The organism is Bauldia sp. (genome assembly GCA_037200845.1).
Taxonomy (GTDB): Bacteria; Pseudomonadota; Alphaproteobacteria; order Rhizobiales; family Kaistiaceae; genus DASZQY01.
The window spans coordinates 2310042-2326021 of sequence record JBBCGQ010000001.1; the positions used below are offsets into that span (position 1 = coordinate 2310042).

Consider the following 15980-nt stretch of genomic DNA (forward strand, 5'->3'; position numbering starts at 1 on the left):
GCGGCGCGCAGCGCCGACCGGAGGACCCGCCTCTGCAAAGCTTCGCCATTATTTGAATGCCGCACTCGGTCCACCGGTCGAGGCCTTCGGCCTCGCCGAAGGACGACAGAGGGGATGGTGCTTTCGCGGAGATGAGCAGGTGGATAGGTTTGGCGCCTCGCTCTGAACAACCTGACTCCATTCGGGACCAAGCCGATGCCCACTGCCCAATTCGCCCCCCGCGCCGACGAGCACACCGTTGAAGCCGGCACCGCCCTCTCGCCGAAGTTCGATGCCGACGGGCTGATCGTTGCCATCGCCGTCGATGCCGACAAGGGCGATGTGCTCATGGTCGCGCACATGAACGCCGAGGCCCTCGCCCGCACCATCGAGACGCGGCAGGGCTGGTTCTGGTCGCGTTCGCGCCGGAAGCTGTGGCGGAAGGGCGAGGAGAGCGGCAACACGCTCGCCGTCGCCGACATCCGCATCGATTGCGACCAGGACGCGGTGCTGCTCAAGGTGCGCGTCGCCGGCGATGGCGTGACTTGCCATACCGGCTACCGTTCGTGCTTCTACCGCAGCGTCCCGACGGGCGCGGCCCCGACTCCGGACCTCGCGCTGGTGTTCGACAAGGCGATGCCGCGGAAGCCGTAGCGCGGGCAGGAACCTCCCGCCGCTCGTCCCCGCGAAAGCGGGGACTCACGTGACATCGCGCTCCGCTTCCCTACTCCACTCCCAAGCCACTCCACATGGATCCCCGCTTTCGCGGGGATGAGCGGAGGGCGGGAGACTGCCACGGGCACGACTCCCTCCGCTTCCCCGCGAAAGCGGGGGTCCAGGGGCCGCACCGCGCTCCGTTCTCTTTCCCGAACTCCAACCCAAACCTGGATCCCCGCTTTCGCGGGGAAAGCGGAGAGGAAAAGACGCCGCTGTATTGGCGAGGTAGGCGAGAGCAGGCTACGCCATCGCGATATACGCGCGCATCTCCTCGGCCTCGCGCTCGACCTGGCCGATCCGCGCCTTGACCACGTCGCCGATCGACACGATGCCGTCGAGCTTGCCGGCACGCACCACCGGCAGGTGGCGGAAGCGGCCGCGCGTCATCCGCGCCATGACGCTGTCGATCGTTTCGCCGTCGGTGCAGGTGACCACCGTCCGCGTCATGATCGCGTCGATCGGCTCAGTCAGTGCCGCGCCGCCGGTCGCCGCGATGGCGCGGACGATGTCGCGTTCCGAGATGATGCCGGCGATGCGCTCGCCTTCGACGACGACCAGCGCGCCGATCTTCTTGCGCGCGAGCAGCGCCACCGCGTCGGCAACCGTCTTCGCCGCCGTCGTGGTCGCGACCTCGCGTCCCTTGTCCGATAAAATTGCCGCCACGGTCATTGGGCCAACCTCCGTCGGGTTGCGTCGCCCCCAAGCCAGTGCCCAACGATGCGACCGGATTGCGGCGATGACAAGCTGCACCGCAGCAACGCCTCACGCGGCGCGCGGCACCGGATCGAACAGACGGAAGAACAGCAGCCCCGCCGCGAAGCCGCCGAGGTGCGCGTCCCACGCCACCGCGCCGCTGGCGAGGCCCGCTCCGCCGGTCAGCCCGAAGAGCAGGTTCACGACGAACCACACGCCGAGGAACATCACGACGCGCTGGTCGCGGACGAGCTGGCGGAGCGGCACCGCCGGCTGGCGATAGGCATCGAAGCCGCCCAGCGACCACATCGGCCCCTGCGGCTGGAAGATGAAGCGCGCCGCGCCCGCCATCAGCGCCGAGATGCCGGCCGATGCGCCGATCACCGGCGCCGCCGACGTCGGATAGATGGCGAGATGCACCGCGGCGCCCGCGATCGAGCCGACCGCCGAGTACGCCAGGAACCGCACCGCCCCGAAACGCCGCGCCAGCGGACTGCCGAACGCCGCCAGCCACACGCAGTTGATCAGCACGTGGCCCCAGTCGGCATGTAGGAACGCGTAGGTGAGAAACGTCCACACCCGCGCTCCGTCGCCGATCGCGGCGAGATCGGAGTAGGCATTGGGGTTGGTCTCGCGGATCGGCAGGAAGGCGAAATCGAGGATCACCTGCAGGTCGGCGTCCTGCGAGAGGATGAACACGCGGCCGGCGTGGATCGCGACGAGCAGCGCGATCAGCCCGGTGACCACCGCCGGCAGGTTGAAGATCGGCTGGCGGGTCGCCGGTATGTGCGGATTGGGGACGGGTGCGTTCATCGGTGACCGTGTCGGGGCGAACCCCGGCTGAAATAGGGCGCGGCGGCCACCGTAGCGAATGCGCCGCCAAAACAAAAACCGCCCGGCGCGGTTTGCGCGCGGCGGCTTTGGGTCGCTTCCCGTCTTCCCCCGAGAACGAAGGCGCGACTCTCGCACGCCGCCGCGCGCCGCGACACTCCGCGCCGCACATCAACCTTACCGCCGCCGTTGGCACACCGTCTGCAGTCAGAGCGGCGGGCACGGGAACAAGACGGAAAGCCTGTCCCGAACCTGGACGTGGAATCCGGCGGCGGGACGGCCGCGGGCTTCTTGCGGCCTCATAGTGGGACGACGGGGATGGCGACGATGAAACACAGTTCGTCACGCGAGCTGTTCGAATACTGGAACCGCGTGCGCGGCAGCGATCGCGCTCCGCATCGCGGCTCGATCGAGCCGAGCGACATCCGCCGTGTCCTTGCCGACACCTTCATTCTCGAAGTCGCCGACCGCGAGAATTATCTCGTGCGTCTCGCCGGCACGCGCGTCTGTTCGCTCTACTGCCGCGAATTGAAGAGCACGAACTTCTTCGATCTGTTCCAGGCCGACGATCGCTCCGCCATGCAGACGCTCGCCGCCGCCGTGACCGAGGATGGCGCCGCCGCCGTCATCACGGTCGAGGCGAAGACCGCGCGTGGCCAGGACGTCGCCGCCGAGCTTCTGCTGCTGCCGCTCCGCCACTCCGGTCCGACCTTCGACCGCGTGCTGGGTTCGCTGGCGGTGCTGGAGCGCCCCTACTGGCTGGGCACCGAGCCGGTGATCAAGCAGACCATCGCCAGCCTCCGACTAATCTGGCCGGACGAGACGCCGCGCTACGGCCGCCGCCGCGGCGACCAGCCGGAGGTGCCGCCGGCCCGCCCGGTCGCGCTCCCCGGCGCCAACGCCGACATCATCGCGATGCCGCTGCCCAACTCGCGCCGCCGCGGCCACCTGTTCGTCGTCGACGGCGGCAAGGAATAAGCGTCGGTAAACATACCAAGCGCCATCCTTACCGCTTGTTAACCGCGATGGTTGAAGATCGGCCGTCGCGGTAAAACCGAGCGCTACGCCCTAGAAATGGCTGCCCCCCAGACCTTCCGACAGCGTTCGCTGATCCGGCAACACGACCGCCGTCGCAACCAGCGCGTCACGGTCAATCTACTCGGCCGCTTCATGCTGGAAGACCGCCGCGAATTCCCTGCCAGACGCAGAACATGTCGCCCGGCAGCCTGGCGCTGACGACGCCCATCGTCGGCCGCGTCGGCGAGCGCGTCGTCGCCTACATCGACCACATCGGCCGCGTCGAAGGCCAGATCACCCGCGCCTACGACGGCGGCTTCGCCATGACCATCAACGCGACGCTGCGCAAGAAGGACAAGCTTGCCGCCAAGCTCACCTGGCTCGCCAACCGCCACGAGCTGAACCTGCCGGAAGACCGCCGTCACGATCGCGTGACCCCGCAGATCACCTCGGTCGCGGTCGCGCTCCCCGACGGCCGCGAGTACCGCGCCAAGGTCGTCGACATGTCGCTGTCGGGCGCCGCGCTGGCCATGGAAGTAAAGCCGCCGATCGGCTCGCCGCTGATGATCGGCAAGCTCCGCGCCTCGGTCGTCCGCCATTTCGAGGAAGGGATCGCGATCGAATTCGCCACCCTCCAGACGGCCGCCTCGTTGCAGCAGAATCTGGCGTAATTCTCCACATTTCCCGCCGTCAAAGCTGCCTGCCCCGCTCTCCCCGCGAAAGCGGGGGACCCAGGTGCCCCCTCCACTGTCATCCTTCGGCGAGGCCAAAGGCCTCGACCGGAGGACCACTCAACCTCGAACTACTGGCAGGATTGATGCTGCCGCTGGTCCTCCGGTCGGCGCTCCGCGCCGCCGAAGGATGACAGCTAAGGGAAGCGCCGCCGCCTCATAGTAAACAGCCGCCTAATCCAACCCCTCGCATTTGACTCGACTTATCGCGCCCAACTTATGCCGGTCTAAAAGCATCGCTGCCATAGTCCGCCTCGGGTTGGGGAGCGCACTATGTACAAGAACACTGCAATTAGACTTGCATTCTTCGGGGCGATACTTGGTTTGACTGCGGGCGTGGCTGGGGCGAGCCCGACGGACGGTGCCTTCATGGCGACCGCCGGCCGGACCTCGCAGCCGATCGGGCACTACGAATTCTGCCAGAGCCACGTCGCGGAATGCACGGTGAAGAGTTCCGGCTCGCAGCGCGTCCGCCTGACGCCGCAGCTCTGGAACGAACTGGTCGCGGTCAATGCCGAGGTCAACCTCGCCATCAAGCCGGCGACCGACGAAGAGATTTACGGCCGCCCCGAGGTCTGGGCTTACCCGACCACGCGGGGCGACTGCGAGGACCTGGTGCTGCTGAAGCGCCGCGACCTGATCGAGCAGGGATGGCCGGTTGGCTCCCTTCTCATCACCGTGGTGCGCCAGACGAACGGCGAAGGCCACGCGGTGCTGACGGTCGAAACCGACCGCGGCGACCTCGTGCTCGACAGCCTGCAGCCCCGCGTCCTGGTGTGGAGCGATACCGACTACCAGTACGTCAAGCGGCAGTCGGAAACGAACAGCGGGCAGTGGATGGCAATCGACGATGCCCGCACGAATTTGGTCGGCAGCCTTACGCGCTGAAAATCTCTTCGCGGCGATATTCGCGCCGCTGCCGACCAAAGCTTAAAGGGGAAACGTATCTGGAGACCTGGACCTGGTCGCGTCCCACCCCCCGTCCCCAAGATCAGGTCCTTGAGAGCCGGCCCCCGCCCCGGGGCCGGCTCACTTTTTTTGTGGTGCCGCGATCAGCCGACGGTGACGACGATCTTGCCGCGCCCGTGCCCGGTCTCCAGCGCGCGATGCGCCGCCGCGATGTCGTCCAGCGGAAAAGTGGCACGCACCAGCGTGCGGAGCTGACCCGCGGCGGCGAGATCGAGCAGCTTCTGCAGTCGCGCACCGTCGCGTTTTCCCTGCGGCCAGCGCACGCCGAGCTCGCGCCAGCGGCTATCGCCGATGCTGACGATGCCGGCGCGGTCGATGCCGAGCGTAAGCGCGTAGTCGAGCGCCTCGCCGCCCACCGTGTCGAGCACGGCCGTCACCGGACTTGGGGCGGCGGCCGCGATCCGGTCGGCGAAGCCTGGGCCGGATGCCACCGGTATCGCGCCCAACTCCCGCAGGTAGTCGGCGTGGGCGGCACCGGCGACGCCGACGACGCTGGCGCCGGTGTTCAGCGCAAGCTGCGCGGCGAAGGCGCCGACGCCGCCGGCGGCACCGAAGATGAGCAGCACGGCGGCGGGCCCCAGCGGCAGGATCTCGATGGCGGCATCCGCGGTCTGCGCCGTGGCGCCAAAGGTCGCGGCTTCGGCGAAGGACACGTTGTCCGGTTTCCGGGCGATGTCGAAGGCCGGCGCGACGACGTACTCCGCCGCGGCGCCGAAGGTCCGGCGGCCGGCGACGGCCTCGCCGACCGACCAGCCCGTGACGTCCGGCCCGAGGTCCGCGATGACGCCGGCGAATTCGTTGCCGGTGATCAGCGGCAGGCTGCTCCCCGGCGGCAGCGGAATCCGTCCGGCGCGCGCCTTCCAGTCGAACGGCTGCAGGGCTGCCGCGCGCACACCGATCAGCACCTCGCCGGCGCCGGGAACGGGTTGCGCAACATCGACCACAGACAGGGCCTCCGGCCCGCCGAAGGCGGAAAACTGTGCTGCTCTCATGACGCGTCTCCGCCGTTGAATCGCGATGGCGCTCGCCGCGCCTCGTTCCTATATGGGCGGAAATCGTTGGTTTGAAGGGAAGCGCGCCAATCGGCGACGGCGTCCCTCGCCAGAGGGACCGCAGCATGCTCGATATATTCGCCCAGCCTGAACCGGAAGGGTCGCCGCGCGAGGACGCCGCGCTGCTCGATGCCTACTCGACCGCCGTCGCCGGCATCGTCGAGCGTGTCGGGCCGACCGTCGTGCGCGTCGAGACGCGGCAGACCGCCGGCTCGCGCCGCGGCGGCACCGGCTCCGGCGTCATTCTCTCGTCGGACGGGCTGATCCTCACCAATAGCCACGTCGTCGCCAGCGCCGCGGTCATCGGCCTTGCCGACACCGAAGGGCGCACCACCGATGCGCAGTTGCTGGGCGACGATCCCGACACCGACCTCGCGCTCATCCGCGCCAACGCCGCGCGCGACCTGCCGGCCGCGACCCTCGGCGTCTCGCGCACGCTGAAGCGCGGCCAGTTGGTGGCAGCGATCGGCAATCCGCTGGGCTTCGACTGGACGGTCACCGCCGGCGTCATCTCCGCCCTCGGCCGCTCGCTGCCGACCGGCACCGGCCGGCTGATCGAGGACGTCATCCAGACCGACGCGGCGCTGAACCCCGGCAACTCAGGCGGCCCGCTGGTCGCCTCGAGCGGCGAGGTCATCGGCATCAACACCGCCGTCATCCCCGGCGCGCAGGGCATCAGCTTCGCGGTGGCCAGCGATACCGCACGCTTCGTGCTGGGCGAGCTGGTGCGGCACGGCCGCGTCCGCCGCGCCTTCATCGGCGTCAGCGCCGAGACGGCAGTCGTGCCGCGCCGCTTCGCGCTCGCCGCCGGCCTTGCCGGCAATACCGGCGCGGTGCTCCGCACCATCGACCAGACCGGCCCGGCCTCGGCTGGTGGCCTGCTCACCGGCGACGTCGTCGTGGCGCTGGACGAGGTGCCCGTCGCCGGCGTCGGCGATCTCATCCGCCTGCTCACCGCCGACAAGATCACGCGCGTCGTCGCCGTCGATGTGCTGCGGCTCGGCAAGCCGCGGCGGTTCTGGATCGGGCCGACGGAGCGTGCGACGAAGCGCCAGCGCCCGAAGGGCTAGCGGTCGAGCCCGTTGGCGAAGCGCCGCCAGTTGGCGGCGTAGTGCGCCGCCGAGCGCTTGTTGCGCGCGATCTCGTCGTCGGTGAGGCGGGCGCGCAACCTTGCCCGGCGCCCCGATCACCAGCGAACCCGCCGGGATCACCTTGCCCTCGGTCACCAGCGCGCCGGCGCCGACCAGCGAATTGTCGCCGATCACCGCGCCGTTGAGGACGATCGCGCCCATGCCGATCAGCACGTTGTTGCCGATGGTGCAGCCGTGGACAATGGCGCGGTGGCCGATGGTGCAGCCGATGCCGACCGTCGCCGGGAAGCCGGGGTCGGTGTGCACGACGACGTGCTCCTGCAGGTTGGAGTCGGCGCCGATGACGATCGCCTCGCCGTCGCCGCGGACAACCGCGCCGAACCAGATGCCGACGCTGTCGCCGAGCGTGACGTTGCCGATCACCGTCGCGGTCGGCGCGATCCAGTAGCGGCCGTCGGCCGGCAGCGTCGGTGATTTTCCGTCGAGACTGTGGATCGCCATGTCAGGCGAACGTATCCCGCAAATTGAGCGCGAGGTCGAGCACCAGAACGCCCGAGCACACGCTCCACAGGAGCACGACGAAGACGCCGAACAGCACGGTGCCGACCGCGTTCCGGTCGCTGATCCGCGACTTCATCACCATGTCGAGCACGATCACCGCCCGGTGACCGCGCACAGGATGAACGTCACCGCCAGCGCGGTGATGCCCTTGCCGAGCAGCGCGAAACGCGGCGCCTCGGCGGTCATCATCTTGTAGAAGCTCGCCGCGACGCCCGAGGCCACAAAGCCCACGGCGGCGCAGTAGAAAACCAGGAACCCATCGTGCAACACGGTCGCCGTCCCGAAAAACGTCCCACGCGGATACATCCGCCCCACCGTTGAGCGGTGGGTGCAAGGCGCGTACCGTCCGTTAAGCATGCGATTCGCCTCTCCCAAGGGCATGGAATCGCAAAGGCTTTCCCGGTTGGGGTCGCTGGGCGGTCGGATGGCGGATGTTTCGATAAGACACAAGCTCGGACGCACGCCGCCCGCTCCCGCGGCGCCGAAGCCCGCGCCCGTTCCGCCGAAGCCGGCGCCCGCCAAGGCCGCCGCGCCGAGGCCACCGGCGCCGCCGCGCGACGTGCCGCGCGCCTGGCAGCCCAACCGGCCGCTGGTGCTTATCGCCGCCGTCATCCTGCTGATCGTCGCGTTCGGCGGCCTGACGCGCACCGTCATTCAGGTCTACCACGACGCCATGCTGCTGACCGGCCTCACGGCCGACGCTACGCCGGTGAAGCTCGCGATCGGCGCCGAGGAACTGGCCATCCCCGGCAACATGCTGCGCTCGGAACGCACGCGCCGCGGCGGCCCGGTCGAGCGCGCCGATCTCGCGCTCCACTGGCCGAACCTCGAGGGCTACACCGAGGCGCAGTCCGACGCCTTCCGCGACGACGGCCAGAACGCGCCGATCGTGTACGCCACGATCTCGACGCGCGACGAGCCGCTCGATTCCACCGGCCGCCTCGACGAGGTCTACGCCCGCTTCTTCGTCGACAAGCCGCTGCCCGGCCCTTCCGGCCTCGTCGGCCGCAAGCTCAGCGCCGAGTCGGGCTATGGCGACGAGATCGTCTACTTCATGCCGTCCGAGCCGCGCCCGTTCGTCGCCCGCTGCCTGGCGGAAGCCTCGCCCGAGGTGCCCGCGACTTGCCTCCGCGACGTCAACTTCGGCCGCGGCCTGTCCGTGCTCTACCGCTTCAACCGCGATCTGCTGACCGATTGGCGCACGCTGGATGCCGGGATGCAGAAGCTGGTGGCGGGGTTCGTGATCCCGAACTGACGCTTTGCCGGAACTACCCGCAGCCGTCGCCCCGGCGAAAGCCGGGGTCCAGCGACGTAGGTTGAGGCAAGCTTTGCGTCCCGCGCTGGATCCCGGCTTTCGCCGGGATGACGGAGAGAGGGCGCGGAGAAAGCGGAGAGCTACTCCAGGTCGATATCCAGAATCGCCATCGTGAAATTGTAGGAAAGGTCGCCGTCTTCGTCGTCGCGATAGATCACGCCGATGAACTCGTCGCCGATGTAGACCTCGGCCGAGTCGTTCTTCTGCGGGCGCTGTCTCACTTCCATCTGCGGCATGTTGAACCGCTTGCGGAAATACGCTTCGAGTTTCTGGATCTCTTTGCGATCCATCTGCCGCCCCTCTTTCCTCAGCATTCCTCGAACGTCTGGTCCATCGCGCGGACCGATTCGGCGTTGCCGCCGATCTCGCCGATGACCTTGGCCGGCACGCCGGCGACCGTTGTATACGGCGGCACCGCGTGCAGCACCACCGATCCCGCCGCGACCTTTGCGCCTTCGCCGATCTCGATATTGCCGAGAATCTTGGCGCCCGCGCCGATCAGCACACCGTCGCGAATCTTCGGATGGCGGTCGCCGGTTTCCTTGCCGGTGCCGCCGAGCGTCACGTCCTGCAGGATCGAGACGTTGTCGCCGACCGAGGCGGTGCGCCCGATGACGATGCCGGTCGCATGGTCGAGCATGACGCCGCGCCCCATCGGCGCCGCCGGCGAGATGTCGGTGGCGAAGATCGACGACGAGCGCGCCTGCAGGTAGAGCGCGAAGTCGCGCCGCCCCTTCTTCCACAGCCAGTGCGCCAGGCGATGCGTCTGGATGGCGTGGAAGCCCTTGAAGTAGAGCACCGGCTCGATGTGCCGGTCGCAGGCCGGATCGCGATCGTAGACCGCGGCGATGTCGGAGCGGAACGCTTCGGCGATCGACGGATCGTCGGCGACTGCCTCCTTGTAGGCAAGGCGGATCACCTCGGCGTTGACGACGCTGTTGTCGAGCCGCTGCGCGACGCGGTGGATGATCGCATCCTCCAGCCGGTCATGGTTGAGGATCGTGGCGTAGACGAAGCTCGCGATCGCGGGCTCCGCGGCGCAAATCTGCTGCGCCTCGCGCTTGATCTGGTCCCAGACGGGATCGACCTCGCGGATCGCTTCGGAATGCTTGGCAACCATGGCTCAAAACCTCGAAAAGGCGCGGGACACTATCACAAGCCGCGCCATCCGCCAGCCGGCCCCGCGGAGACATAACGGCCGCCGGTTAATGAACGTTCCCGCCAGTTAGGCCTCGAATCCCACGAGCCAAGCCTCCCCTCCGCTTTCCCCCGCGAAGGCCGGGGACCCAGGAGCCGCGCAAGGCCCAAGAAGCGAGGCGATTTCTAACACCTGGATCCCCGCCTTCGCGGGGAAAGCGGAGTGGGAGATGGCGCCCCCTCCTAACTCCCCCTTGAGGGGAGGTCGAAATCGCCCGCCGGGCGATTTCGGGTGGGGGGTCGCGTTCTAGTCCAGCGGTGAATGCCGCGCCAGGAACGCCAGCACCCCGGCCTTATACGTCCGGTCGCCGACCGCCAGCATGTGGTCGCGATTGGGAATGTCGAGCACCTCGGCATCGGGGATGACGTGCGCCAGCCGCCGCGCCGAACCTGCCACGGCATCCTTGGTGCCGACCGCGACCAGGGTCGGCGCCCGTATCCGCGCCACCGCCTCGATCGGCACCACCTCGCGCTGGCCGATGATGCAGGCGGCAAGCGCCTTCCGGTCGCTCCGCGACAGGTCGATGAACTTGCGGTACGCCCGCCCGGTGTCGCCGACGGCATCCTCGAGCGTCGGCGCCTCGAGCGCGGCGACGATCTCCTCCTCGTCGCCGATGCCCTCGACCATGCCCATCCCCATGCCGGCGATGATCAGCGCCCGCACCTTCTCCGGATGGGCGATGGCGAGCACGGCGGCGATCCGCCCGCCCATCGAGTAGCCCATGACGTCGGCGCGCGGGATACCGAGATGGTCGAGCAGGTTCGCCGCATCCTCTGCGAGCAGCGCAGGCCGGTACGCGGAAGGCTCATAGAATTTCTGGCTCTGCCCGTGCCCGCGCACGTCCATGGCGACCACCCGTCGCCCGGCGCCGGTCAGCGTGTCGATCCACCCGGTTGCCTTCCAGTTGATGGCGTGGCTGGAGCCGAAGCCGTGGATCAGCAGGATCGGCGGCCCGGCGCCCACATCGACGTAGGCAATATCCATGCCTTTGGAAGAAAAGTGATTCATCGAAGCTCTCGTTCGCGGCCTGCACATAGCGCAGGAATGCGAAATGACGAATACCCGCACCTGTCGTCCCCGCGAAGGCGGGGACCCAGTACACAACGACCGGCCGGCGTTTACTGGATGCCCGCCTTCGCGGGCATGACAGACAGAGTTGCCGCCGCTATTGTCCCGGCCACTAACGCAAGGAAACTGACATGGCCGACCACGTCGTCCCCCATTTCCAGAACACCGCCGGCGTCCGCGCCATCGCCATCGGCGTCAAGGAATTCATGTGCGTCGGCGCCAATCCGCCGTTCGACCACCCGCACATCTATATCGACATGGGCGACGCCGACGAGAAGGTCTGCCCCTACTGCTCGACCCTCTACCGCTACCAGGCCAGCCTCGGCGCGACCGAGACCGACCCGCCCGGCCACCTGTTCGTAGAACGCGCCGCCTGATCGTGGAACGCCTGTGGCGATCAACCCGCAGGCGAAAGGCGGCGACCGGCAGACGATAGTCGTCGTCGGCGCCGGCATCGGCGGCTTGACCGCCGCGGTGGCGCTTGCCGCCGCATCCTTCCGCGTCATCGTCGTCGAGCGCGCCGATCATCTTTCGGAAGCCGGCGCCGGCATCCAGATCGCACCCAACGCCGGCCGCATCCTCGCCAATCTCGGCCTCGCGACGAAGATCGCCGCCGCCGCGATTGAGCCCGATGCGATCGAAGTGCGCAGCGGCACCAGCGGCAAGGTCATCGCCACTATCCCCGGCGCGGCCTATCGCGCCCGCTACGGCGCGCCCTATCATGTCATCCACCGCGCCGACCTCCAGTCGGTGCTCGCCGCCGCGGTCGAGGCGAATCCGAACGTCACGCTGGAGCTCGGCGCCACCGTCGCGCAGACGCTGCCGCAGCCGAACGGCCTGCTCGTCCGCATCCAGAAGCCGGGCGGCATCGACGTCGTCCCGGCCGTCGCGATCATTGCCGCCGACGGCGTCTGGTCGACGTTCCGCGACAAGATCGCCGGCAGCGCGAAGGCAACGCCGACCGGCCGCACAGCGTGGCGCGCGCTCCTCGCCGCCGATGTCGGCCGCGATCTCGTCTCGATGACGCGCGTGAATCTCTGGCTCGGCCGCAACGCGCATCTCGTGCACTATCCGGTGGCGCAGGGTTCGGCCGTCAACATCGTCGCCATCGTCGATGAGGTCTGGGACAAGCAGGGCTGGAGTGCGGTCGGCGATCGCGCCGAGATCGCGCGCCGCTTCCACGACTGGCCGCTCCGCGCCCGCCACCTCATCGCGGCGCCGGTGTCGTGGCAGAAATTTTCCATCAATCGCGTCAATGCCGGCGCACCGTGGACCAGCGAACGCCTGGCGCTGTTGGGCGACGCCGCCCACGCCATGCCGCCGTATCTCGCGCAAGGGGCGGCGATGGCCATCGAGGATGCCGCGGTGCTCGCCGAAACGCTGCGCGGCGTGAGCGACATCCCGGCGGGGCTCCGCGCCTACGAGGCCGCGCGCAAAGCCCGCGTCGCCGCTGTCGCCAGGGCCGCCGAACAGACCGGCCGCCAGTATCACTACGCCGGCCCGCTCGCCTTCGCCCGCGACACCGCGCTCCACTACGCCGCCGAGCGCCTGATCCTCGAGCGCAACGACTGGATCTACAACTGGCAGCTCAGCGCCGGATGACGCCCATCCAGCGCAGCACCCAGTAGGTCAGCCCGGCAGCCAGCGCCCCGACGCCGACCGCCCACAGCGAGCCGTGCGTGCCATGCGCGAACGGCAGGTCGGTCGTGTTCATGCCGAAGATGCCGGTGACCAGCGTCGCCGGCAGGAACACGGCGGTCAGCACCGACAGCGCGTTGAGGTTCCGCGCGCTCTCTTCCGAAAGCCGCGCGCTGATCTCTTCCTGCAAGAGCCGCGCCCGCTCCTGCACGGCGATGACTTCCTGGTCGAGCGCATCCAGCCGCTGCACCAGCCGGTCGGTGGCGATCTCCAGCGACGCGGTCTTCGCCTCCTCGTCCGACGCCTCGAAGCGGTCGAGCAGCGCGCGCAGGCTCGCGACCTGCCGGTGCAGCCGCACCACCGTGCGCCGCACGCGGCCGACGCGGCGCCGCTCGTCGGGCACCGAGTCGATCAGCACGAGGTCCTCGATGCGGTCGAGGTCCTTGCCGAGGTCGTCCATCAGCCCGTCGATGCCGGCGGTCGCCCGCTCGACGATCGCCTCGATCAGCGCGGCGGCGCCGGCCAACTTGCGCCCGGCGACCAGCGCCGCGCGTACCGCCTCGACCGACTGCAGCGATTGCCGCCGGCCGGTGACGACCAGCCTCTCGGTCATCGCGAAATTGAGGTAGCCGGTCTCGTCCAGCGAGCGGTCGAGGGCCCGCACCAGATCGGAGAAGACGCCGTAGACGCAGTCGCCGGTGGTGTAGAGTTGCTGGTGGTCATGCAGCGCAACGAGCAGTGCCCGCGCCACCGCCGGCACCGAGGCGGAATTCGCGATCCACTGGCAGGCGCGCTTGTCGGCAAGATTGAAATGCAGCCACAGCCAGTCGCCGTTGTCGGTGGCAAGATCGACCGGCTGGTCGGCCGGCAGCTCCACCGAGCGCCCGTCGGCATGGAAGCGGAGCGCCATCACCAGGCCGGGCAGCATCCCCTGCCCCATCGGCCCGCCGAGCAGCGCGAAGCGCGGCTTGCCGTCCCCCGCAGCGTCCATCTGTTTCCCGTCTCCGAGCCGCCGACCGCAGCGACGCACCGATCCGTGACAGGCGCATGAAGGCCTGGGGACCGCGGTGGATAAACTAGCTGCGCCCGATGGCTGCCGTCGCCGCGCCCATGCCGACCAGGCAGGTCGCGCCGGCGCGATTCATCCAGGCGAGCACGCCCGGCCTGCGGATGCGGTCGCGCAGCTTGTCGGCGGCGAGCGCATAGGCGAGCGCGTTGATTGTCGCCAGGACAACGAACGTCGCCTCGACGATCGCGAACTGCGGCAAGAGCGGCCGCGCGTGATCGATGAACTGCGGCACGAAGGCGACGAAGAACGCGATGCTTTTCGGGTTGAGCGCCGTCACCGTGAAGGCGTGGAGGAAGATGCCGCGCGTCCGGGGCGCCGCCTCGGCGACATCAGGCAGCACGGGGCTGGCGCGCCACAGCCGCACGCCGAGATAGACGAGATACGCGGCGCCGATCCATTTCAGCACCGTGAAGAAAGCCGCGGAGGTGAGAAGCAGGGCGCCGAGACCGGCGAGCGACAGCGTCATCGCGGTGAAGTCGCCGAGCGCGACCCCGGCCGCCATCGCGACGGCAACTTTCCGCCCCTGCGTCAGCGCGTAGCTGACGACGAGGAGCACCGTCGGACCGGGAATAAGCAGAATGACAATCGACGCCGCCAGGAATGCGATCCAGGTGGCGAACGTCATTATCGTCTTAGGCGCGTCCACCCGCGCGTGTCGGCCGCTCGACCTTCTTCGGCATCGGCAGCAGGCCTTCGCGCTGGAGCTGCTTGCGGGCGAGCTTGCGTCCGCGGCGGATGGCTTCGCCCTTCTCGCGCGCCTTGCGCTCGGACGGCTTCTCGTAGAACGCCTGACGCTTGAGCTCGCGGAAGATGCCTTCGCGCTGGAGCTTCTTCTTCAACACCTTCAACGCCTGATCGACGTTGTTATCGCGCACCATGATCTGCAAAGGGATGTGCCTCGAAAGAATCGATTGGAGGCGCGGGTATAGCCCGAAACGGGAACTAATCAAGCAAAATAGCGGTGGTGCGGACGCCCGGGGTCGAACCGGGACGGAGTTGCCTCCGAGGGATTTTAAGTCCCTTGCGTCTACCAATTCCGCCACGTCCGCGCCGCCGCTTGGGTAAGCCGCGGCCCTAAGGATAGCAAGGACGCCGATTATCGTACGATAGGTCTTGACGCCTCAAATAGCGCCCATTAGATATATCGCACGATACAACGGAGAATACGAACATGCACAATCATTGGCGCGACGAGAGAATGGCCTGGAGCTTCGCGGGACGCGGCGGCCCGGGTAGCGGCGGCTGGAGCAAGCACGGGCGCGGCGGCGGACGCGGCGGCTTCGGCAGCGGTGCCTTCCGCGTCGGCAAGATGCTAGCCGACGGCGACCTGCGCGTCGTCGTGCTGGCGCTGCTCAAGGACGGCCCGCGGCACGGCTACGACATCATCAAGGCGCTGGAGGAGAAGTCGAGCGGCATCTACAGCCCCTCGCCCGGCGTCGTCTATCCGACGCTGACCTACCTCGAGGAAGTCGGCTACGTCTCGGCGACCACCGAGGGCAACAAGAAGGTCTACGCCATCACCGACGCCGGCCGGCAGCACCTCGAAGAGAACCGCGACCTTGCCGACATGGTCCTCGACTCGATCGAGAAGTTCGGCCGCAAGATGGCCCAGGCCCGCGCCTGGTGGGAAGGCGACCGCAAGGGCGGCCCGAAGGCCGACCGCGACATTCCGGGCGTCATCGACGAAGTCAACGACGCCCGCCGCGACCTCAAGGAAGCCATCGCCGAGAAGCTCGACCAGGCGGCCGAGGACGTGCAGCGCCGCGTCGCCAAGGCGCTCCGCGACGCCGCCAAGGCGATCCGCGGACTGAACAACCGGGACGACGTGATCGACCTTTAGCGGCGCATCGCCGATCTCTATCTGCAAAGGGCCGGAGACCCAGTCTCCGGCCTTTTTTCGGCCTTCACTTCGCCCCCTCCCGCTTTCCCCGCGAAGGCGGGGACCCGGGAAGTGCCGCGCGCAGGTCCGCGAGGCTTGAGCCCAGGGTTTCCCCTGGGTGCCCGCTTTCGCGGGGATCAGCGGAGAGCGGGTTACGCTTCGGACAAAATCA

The 15980-nt window shown here is 68.4% G+C and carries 19 protein-coding genes, 1 tRNA gene and 2 pseudogenes; 9 read left to right on the forward strand and 13 right to left on the reverse strand.

All coding sequences use genetic code 11. The annotated features are described in order from the left end of the window. Positions 1 to 195 precede the first annotated feature (195 nt). Entirely contained in the window at positions 196 to 633 is a 438-nt protein-coding gene (gene hisI, locus WDM94_11465) for a phosphoribosyl-AMP cyclohydrolase (protein ID MEJ0013216.1), read from the forward strand. Positions 634 to 936: 303 nt separating this feature from the next. Here the strand turns inward: hisI and WDM94_11470 are convergent, their stop codons facing one another. Both WDM94_11470 and WDM94_11475 read right to left on the reverse strand, forming a co-directional pair. After that, on the reverse strand, positions 937 to 1365 hold the full coding sequence (locus WDM94_11470; GenBank protein MEJ0013217.1) for a CBS domain-containing protein: 429 nt from the start codon (positions 1363 to 1365) through the stop codon (positions 937 to 939). A 93-nt stretch (positions 1366 to 1458) separates the two neighbouring features. Continuing rightward, on the reverse strand, positions 1459 to 2202 hold the full coding sequence (locus WDM94_11475; GenBank protein ID MEJ0013218.1) for a rhomboid family intramembrane serine protease: 744 nt from the start codon (positions 2200 to 2202) through the stop codon (positions 1459 to 1461). A 345-nt stretch (positions 2203 to 2547) separates the two neighbouring features. On the opposite strand from WDM94_11475, the gene WDM94_11480 reads away from it, so the two are divergent. The 3 genes and pseudogenes from WDM94_11480 to WDM94_11490 all read left to right on the forward strand — a co-directional run bounded on the left by WDM94_11480 (position 2548) and on the right by WDM94_11490 (position 4856). Continuing rightward, complete coding sequence (locus WDM94_11480; protein MEJ0013219.1) at positions 2548 to 3198, forward strand: PAS domain-containing protein; 651 nt, start codon at positions 2548 to 2550, stop codon at positions 3196 to 3198. Between the two features lie 96 nt (positions 3199 to 3294). Beyond that, a pseudogene (locus WDM94_11485) lies at positions 3295 to 3908 on the forward strand (PilZ domain-containing protein). Positions 3909 to 4337: 429 nt separating this feature from the next. Next, the gene (locus WDM94_11490) at positions 4338 to 4856 is read left to right on the forward strand and encodes a transglutaminase-like cysteine peptidase (GenBank protein MEJ0013220.1); all 519 of its coding nucleotides are present in this window, start codon (positions 4338 to 4340) and stop codon (positions 4854 to 4856) included. Positions 4857 to 5020: 164 nt separating this feature from the next. Here WDM94_11490 and WDM94_11495 read toward each other — a convergent pair whose 3' ends face one another. Then, complete coding sequence (locus tag WDM94_11495) at positions 5021 to 5929, reverse strand: NADP-dependent oxidoreductase (protein MEJ0013221.1); 909 nt, start codon at positions 5927 to 5929, stop codon at positions 5021 to 5023. A 125-nt stretch (positions 5930 to 6054) separates the two neighbouring features. Between WDM94_11495 and WDM94_11500 the strand changes: the two genes are divergently transcribed. Next, positions 6055 to 7059 carry a trypsin-like peptidase domain-containing protein gene (locus WDM94_11500; GenBank protein ID MEJ0013222.1) on the forward strand — a complete coding sequence of 335 codons (1005 nt, stop codon included), beginning with the start codon at positions 6055 to 6057 and terminating at the stop codon, positions 7057 to 7059. Here WDM94_11500 and WDM94_11505 read toward each other — a convergent pair. From WDM94_11505 to WDM94_11515, 3 genes and pseudogenes are all read right to left on the reverse strand, one after another. After that, positions 7056 to 7581, reverse strand: a pseudogene (locus tag WDM94_11505) (gamma carbonic anhydrase family protein). The gene WDM94_11500 and the pseudogene WDM94_11505 overlap by 4 nt on opposite strands. Before the next feature lies 1 nt (position 7582). Further along, positions 7583 to 7756, reverse strand: a complete 174-nt coding sequence (locus WDM94_11510; GenBank protein MEJ0013223.1) for a hypothetical protein — start codon at positions 7754 to 7756, stop codon at positions 7583 to 7585. Further along, positions 7735 to 7908 carry a hypothetical protein gene (locus tag WDM94_11515; GenBank protein ID MEJ0013224.1) on the reverse strand — a complete coding sequence of 58 codons (174 nt, stop codon included), beginning with the start codon at positions 7906 to 7908 and terminating at the stop codon, positions 7735 to 7737. The genes WDM94_11510 and WDM94_11515 overlap by 22 nt, the downstream gene beginning before the upstream one ends. A gap of 157 nt (positions 7909 to 8065) precedes the next feature. Here WDM94_11515 and WDM94_11520 point away from each other — a divergent pair, with 157 nt between their 5' ends. After that, positions 8066 to 8896: a hypothetical protein gene (locus WDM94_11520; protein ID MEJ0013225.1), complete on the forward strand. Its 831-nt coding sequence runs from the start codon at positions 8066 to 8068 to the stop codon at positions 8894 to 8896. Between the two features lie 140 nt (positions 8897 to 9036). Here WDM94_11520 and WDM94_11525 read toward each other — a convergent pair whose 3' ends face one another. The 3 genes from WDM94_11525 to WDM94_11535 all read right to left on the reverse strand — a co-directional run bounded on the left by WDM94_11525 (position 9037) and on the right by WDM94_11535 (position 11162). Continuing rightward, positions 9037 to 9246 carry a DUF3126 family protein gene (locus WDM94_11525; protein MEJ0013226.1) on the reverse strand — a complete coding sequence of 70 codons (210 nt, stop codon included), beginning with the start codon at positions 9244 to 9246 and terminating at the stop codon, positions 9037 to 9039. A 17-nt stretch (positions 9247 to 9263) separates the two neighbouring features. Continuing rightward, on the reverse strand, positions 9264 to 10076 hold the full coding sequence (gene cysE / locus WDM94_11530) for a serine O-acetyltransferase (GenBank protein MEJ0013227.1): 813 nt from the start codon (positions 10074 to 10076) through the stop codon (positions 9264 to 9266). A 324-nt stretch (positions 10077 to 10400) separates the two neighbouring features. Then, positions 10401 to 11162, reverse strand: coding sequence for an alpha/beta hydrolase (locus tag WDM94_11535; protein ID MEJ0013228.1), 762 nt, complete (start codon positions 11160 to 11162; stop codon positions 10401 to 10403). Positions 11163 to 11353: 191 nt separating this feature from the next. Between WDM94_11535 and WDM94_11540 the strand changes: the two genes are divergently transcribed. Further along, entirely contained in the window at positions 11354 to 11599 is a 246-nt protein-coding gene (locus tag WDM94_11540; GenBank protein ID MEJ0013229.1) for a zinc-finger domain-containing protein, read from the forward strand. 13 nt (positions 11600 to 11612) lie between these two features. Beyond that, on the forward strand, positions 11613 to 12824 hold the full coding sequence (locus WDM94_11545; GenBank protein ID MEJ0013230.1) for an FAD-dependent monooxygenase: 1212 nt from the start codon (positions 11613 to 11615) through the stop codon (positions 12822 to 12824). On the opposite strand, the gene WDM94_11550 is transcribed toward WDM94_11545, so the two are convergent. The 4 genes from WDM94_11550 to WDM94_11565 all read right to left on the reverse strand — a co-directional run bounded on the left by WDM94_11550 (position 12811) and on the right by WDM94_11565 (position 14978). Further along, positions 12811 to 13851, reverse strand: coding sequence for a CorA family divalent cation transporter (locus WDM94_11550; protein MEJ0013231.1), 1041 nt, complete (start codon positions 13849 to 13851; stop codon positions 12811 to 12813). The two genes, WDM94_11545 and WDM94_11550, sit on opposite strands and share 14 nt — an antisense overlap. 85 nt (positions 13852 to 13936) lie before the next feature. After that, on the reverse strand, positions 13937 to 14554 hold the full coding sequence (locus tag WDM94_11555; protein ID MEJ0013232.1) for a LysE family translocator: 618 nt from the start codon (positions 14552 to 14554) through the stop codon (positions 13937 to 13939). 7 nt (positions 14555 to 14561) lie between these two features. Beyond that, positions 14562 to 14807, reverse strand: a complete 246-nt coding sequence (gene rpsU / locus WDM94_11560) for a 30S ribosomal protein S21 (protein ID MEJ0013233.1) — start codon at positions 14805 to 14807, stop codon at positions 14562 to 14564. Positions 14808 to 14891: 84 nt separating this feature from the next. Continuing rightward, positions 14892 to 14978, reverse strand: a tRNA-Leu gene (locus WDM94_11565). A 122-nt stretch (positions 14979 to 15100) separates the two neighbouring features. Between WDM94_11565 and WDM94_11570 the strand changes: the two genes are divergently transcribed. Continuing rightward, on the forward strand, positions 15101 to 15769 hold the full coding sequence (locus tag WDM94_11570; GenBank protein MEJ0013234.1) for a PadR family transcriptional regulator: 669 nt from the start codon (positions 15101 to 15103) through the stop codon (positions 15767 to 15769). The last annotated feature ends 211 nt before the right edge of the window (positions 15770 to 15980 follow it).

Coding starts and splice junctions, on each gene's coding strand:
- WDM94_11555 (MEJ0013232.1), bottom strand. CDS start 14,554: ATGACGTTCGCCACCTGGATCGCATTCCTGGCGGCGTCGATTGTCATT.
- WDM94_11520 (MEJ0013225.1), top strand. CDS start 8,066: ATGGCGGATGTTTCGATAAGACACAAGCTCGGACGCACGCCGCCCGCT.
- rpsU (MEJ0013233.1), bottom strand. CDS start 14,807: ATGGTGCGCGATAACAACGTCGATCAGGCGTTGAAGGTGTTGAAGAAG.
- WDM94_11570 (MEJ0013234.1), top strand. CDS start 15,101: ATGCACAATCATTGGCGCGACGAGAGAATGGCCTGGAGCTTCGCGGGA.
- hisI (MEJ0013216.1), top strand. CDS start 196: ATGCCCACTGCCCAATTCGCCCCCCGCGCCGACGAGCACACCGTTGAA.
- cysE (MEJ0013227.1), bottom strand. CDS start 10,076: ATGGTTGCCAAGCATTCCGAAGCGATCCGCGAGGTCGATCCCGTCTGG.
- WDM94_11535 (MEJ0013228.1), bottom strand. CDS start 11,162: ATGAATCACTTTTCTTCCAAAGGCATGGATATTGCCTACGTCGATGTG.
- WDM94_11550 (MEJ0013231.1), bottom strand. CDS start 13,851: ATGGACGCTGCGGGGGACGGCAAGCCGCGCTTCGCGCTGCTCGGCGGG.
- WDM94_11475 (MEJ0013218.1), bottom strand. CDS start 2,202: ATGAACGCACCCGTCCCCAATCCGCACATACCGGCGACCCGCCAGCCG.
- WDM94_11470 (MEJ0013217.1), bottom strand. CDS start 1,365: ATGACCGTGGCGGCAATTTTATCGGACAAGGGACGCGAGGTCGCGACC.
- WDM94_11480 (MEJ0013219.1), top strand. CDS start 2,548: ATGAAACACAGTTCGTCACGCGAGCTGTTCGAATACTGGAACCGCGTG.
- WDM94_11500 (MEJ0013222.1), top strand. CDS start 6,055: ATGCTCGATATATTCGCCCAGCCTGAACCGGAAGGGTCGCCGCGCGAG.
- WDM94_11540 (MEJ0013229.1), top strand. CDS start 11,354: ATGGCCGACCACGTCGTCCCCCATTTCCAGAACACCGCCGGCGTCCGC.
- WDM94_11495 (MEJ0013221.1), bottom strand. CDS start 5,929: ATGAGAGCAGCACAGTTTTCCGCCTTCGGCGGGCCGGAGGCCCTGTCT.
- WDM94_11490 (MEJ0013220.1), top strand. CDS start 4,338: ATGGCGACCGCCGGCCGGACCTCGCAGCCGATCGGGCACTACGAATTC.
- WDM94_11525 (MEJ0013226.1), bottom strand. CDS start 9,246: ATGGATCGCAAAGAGATCCAGAAACTCGAAGCGTATTTCCGCAAGCGG.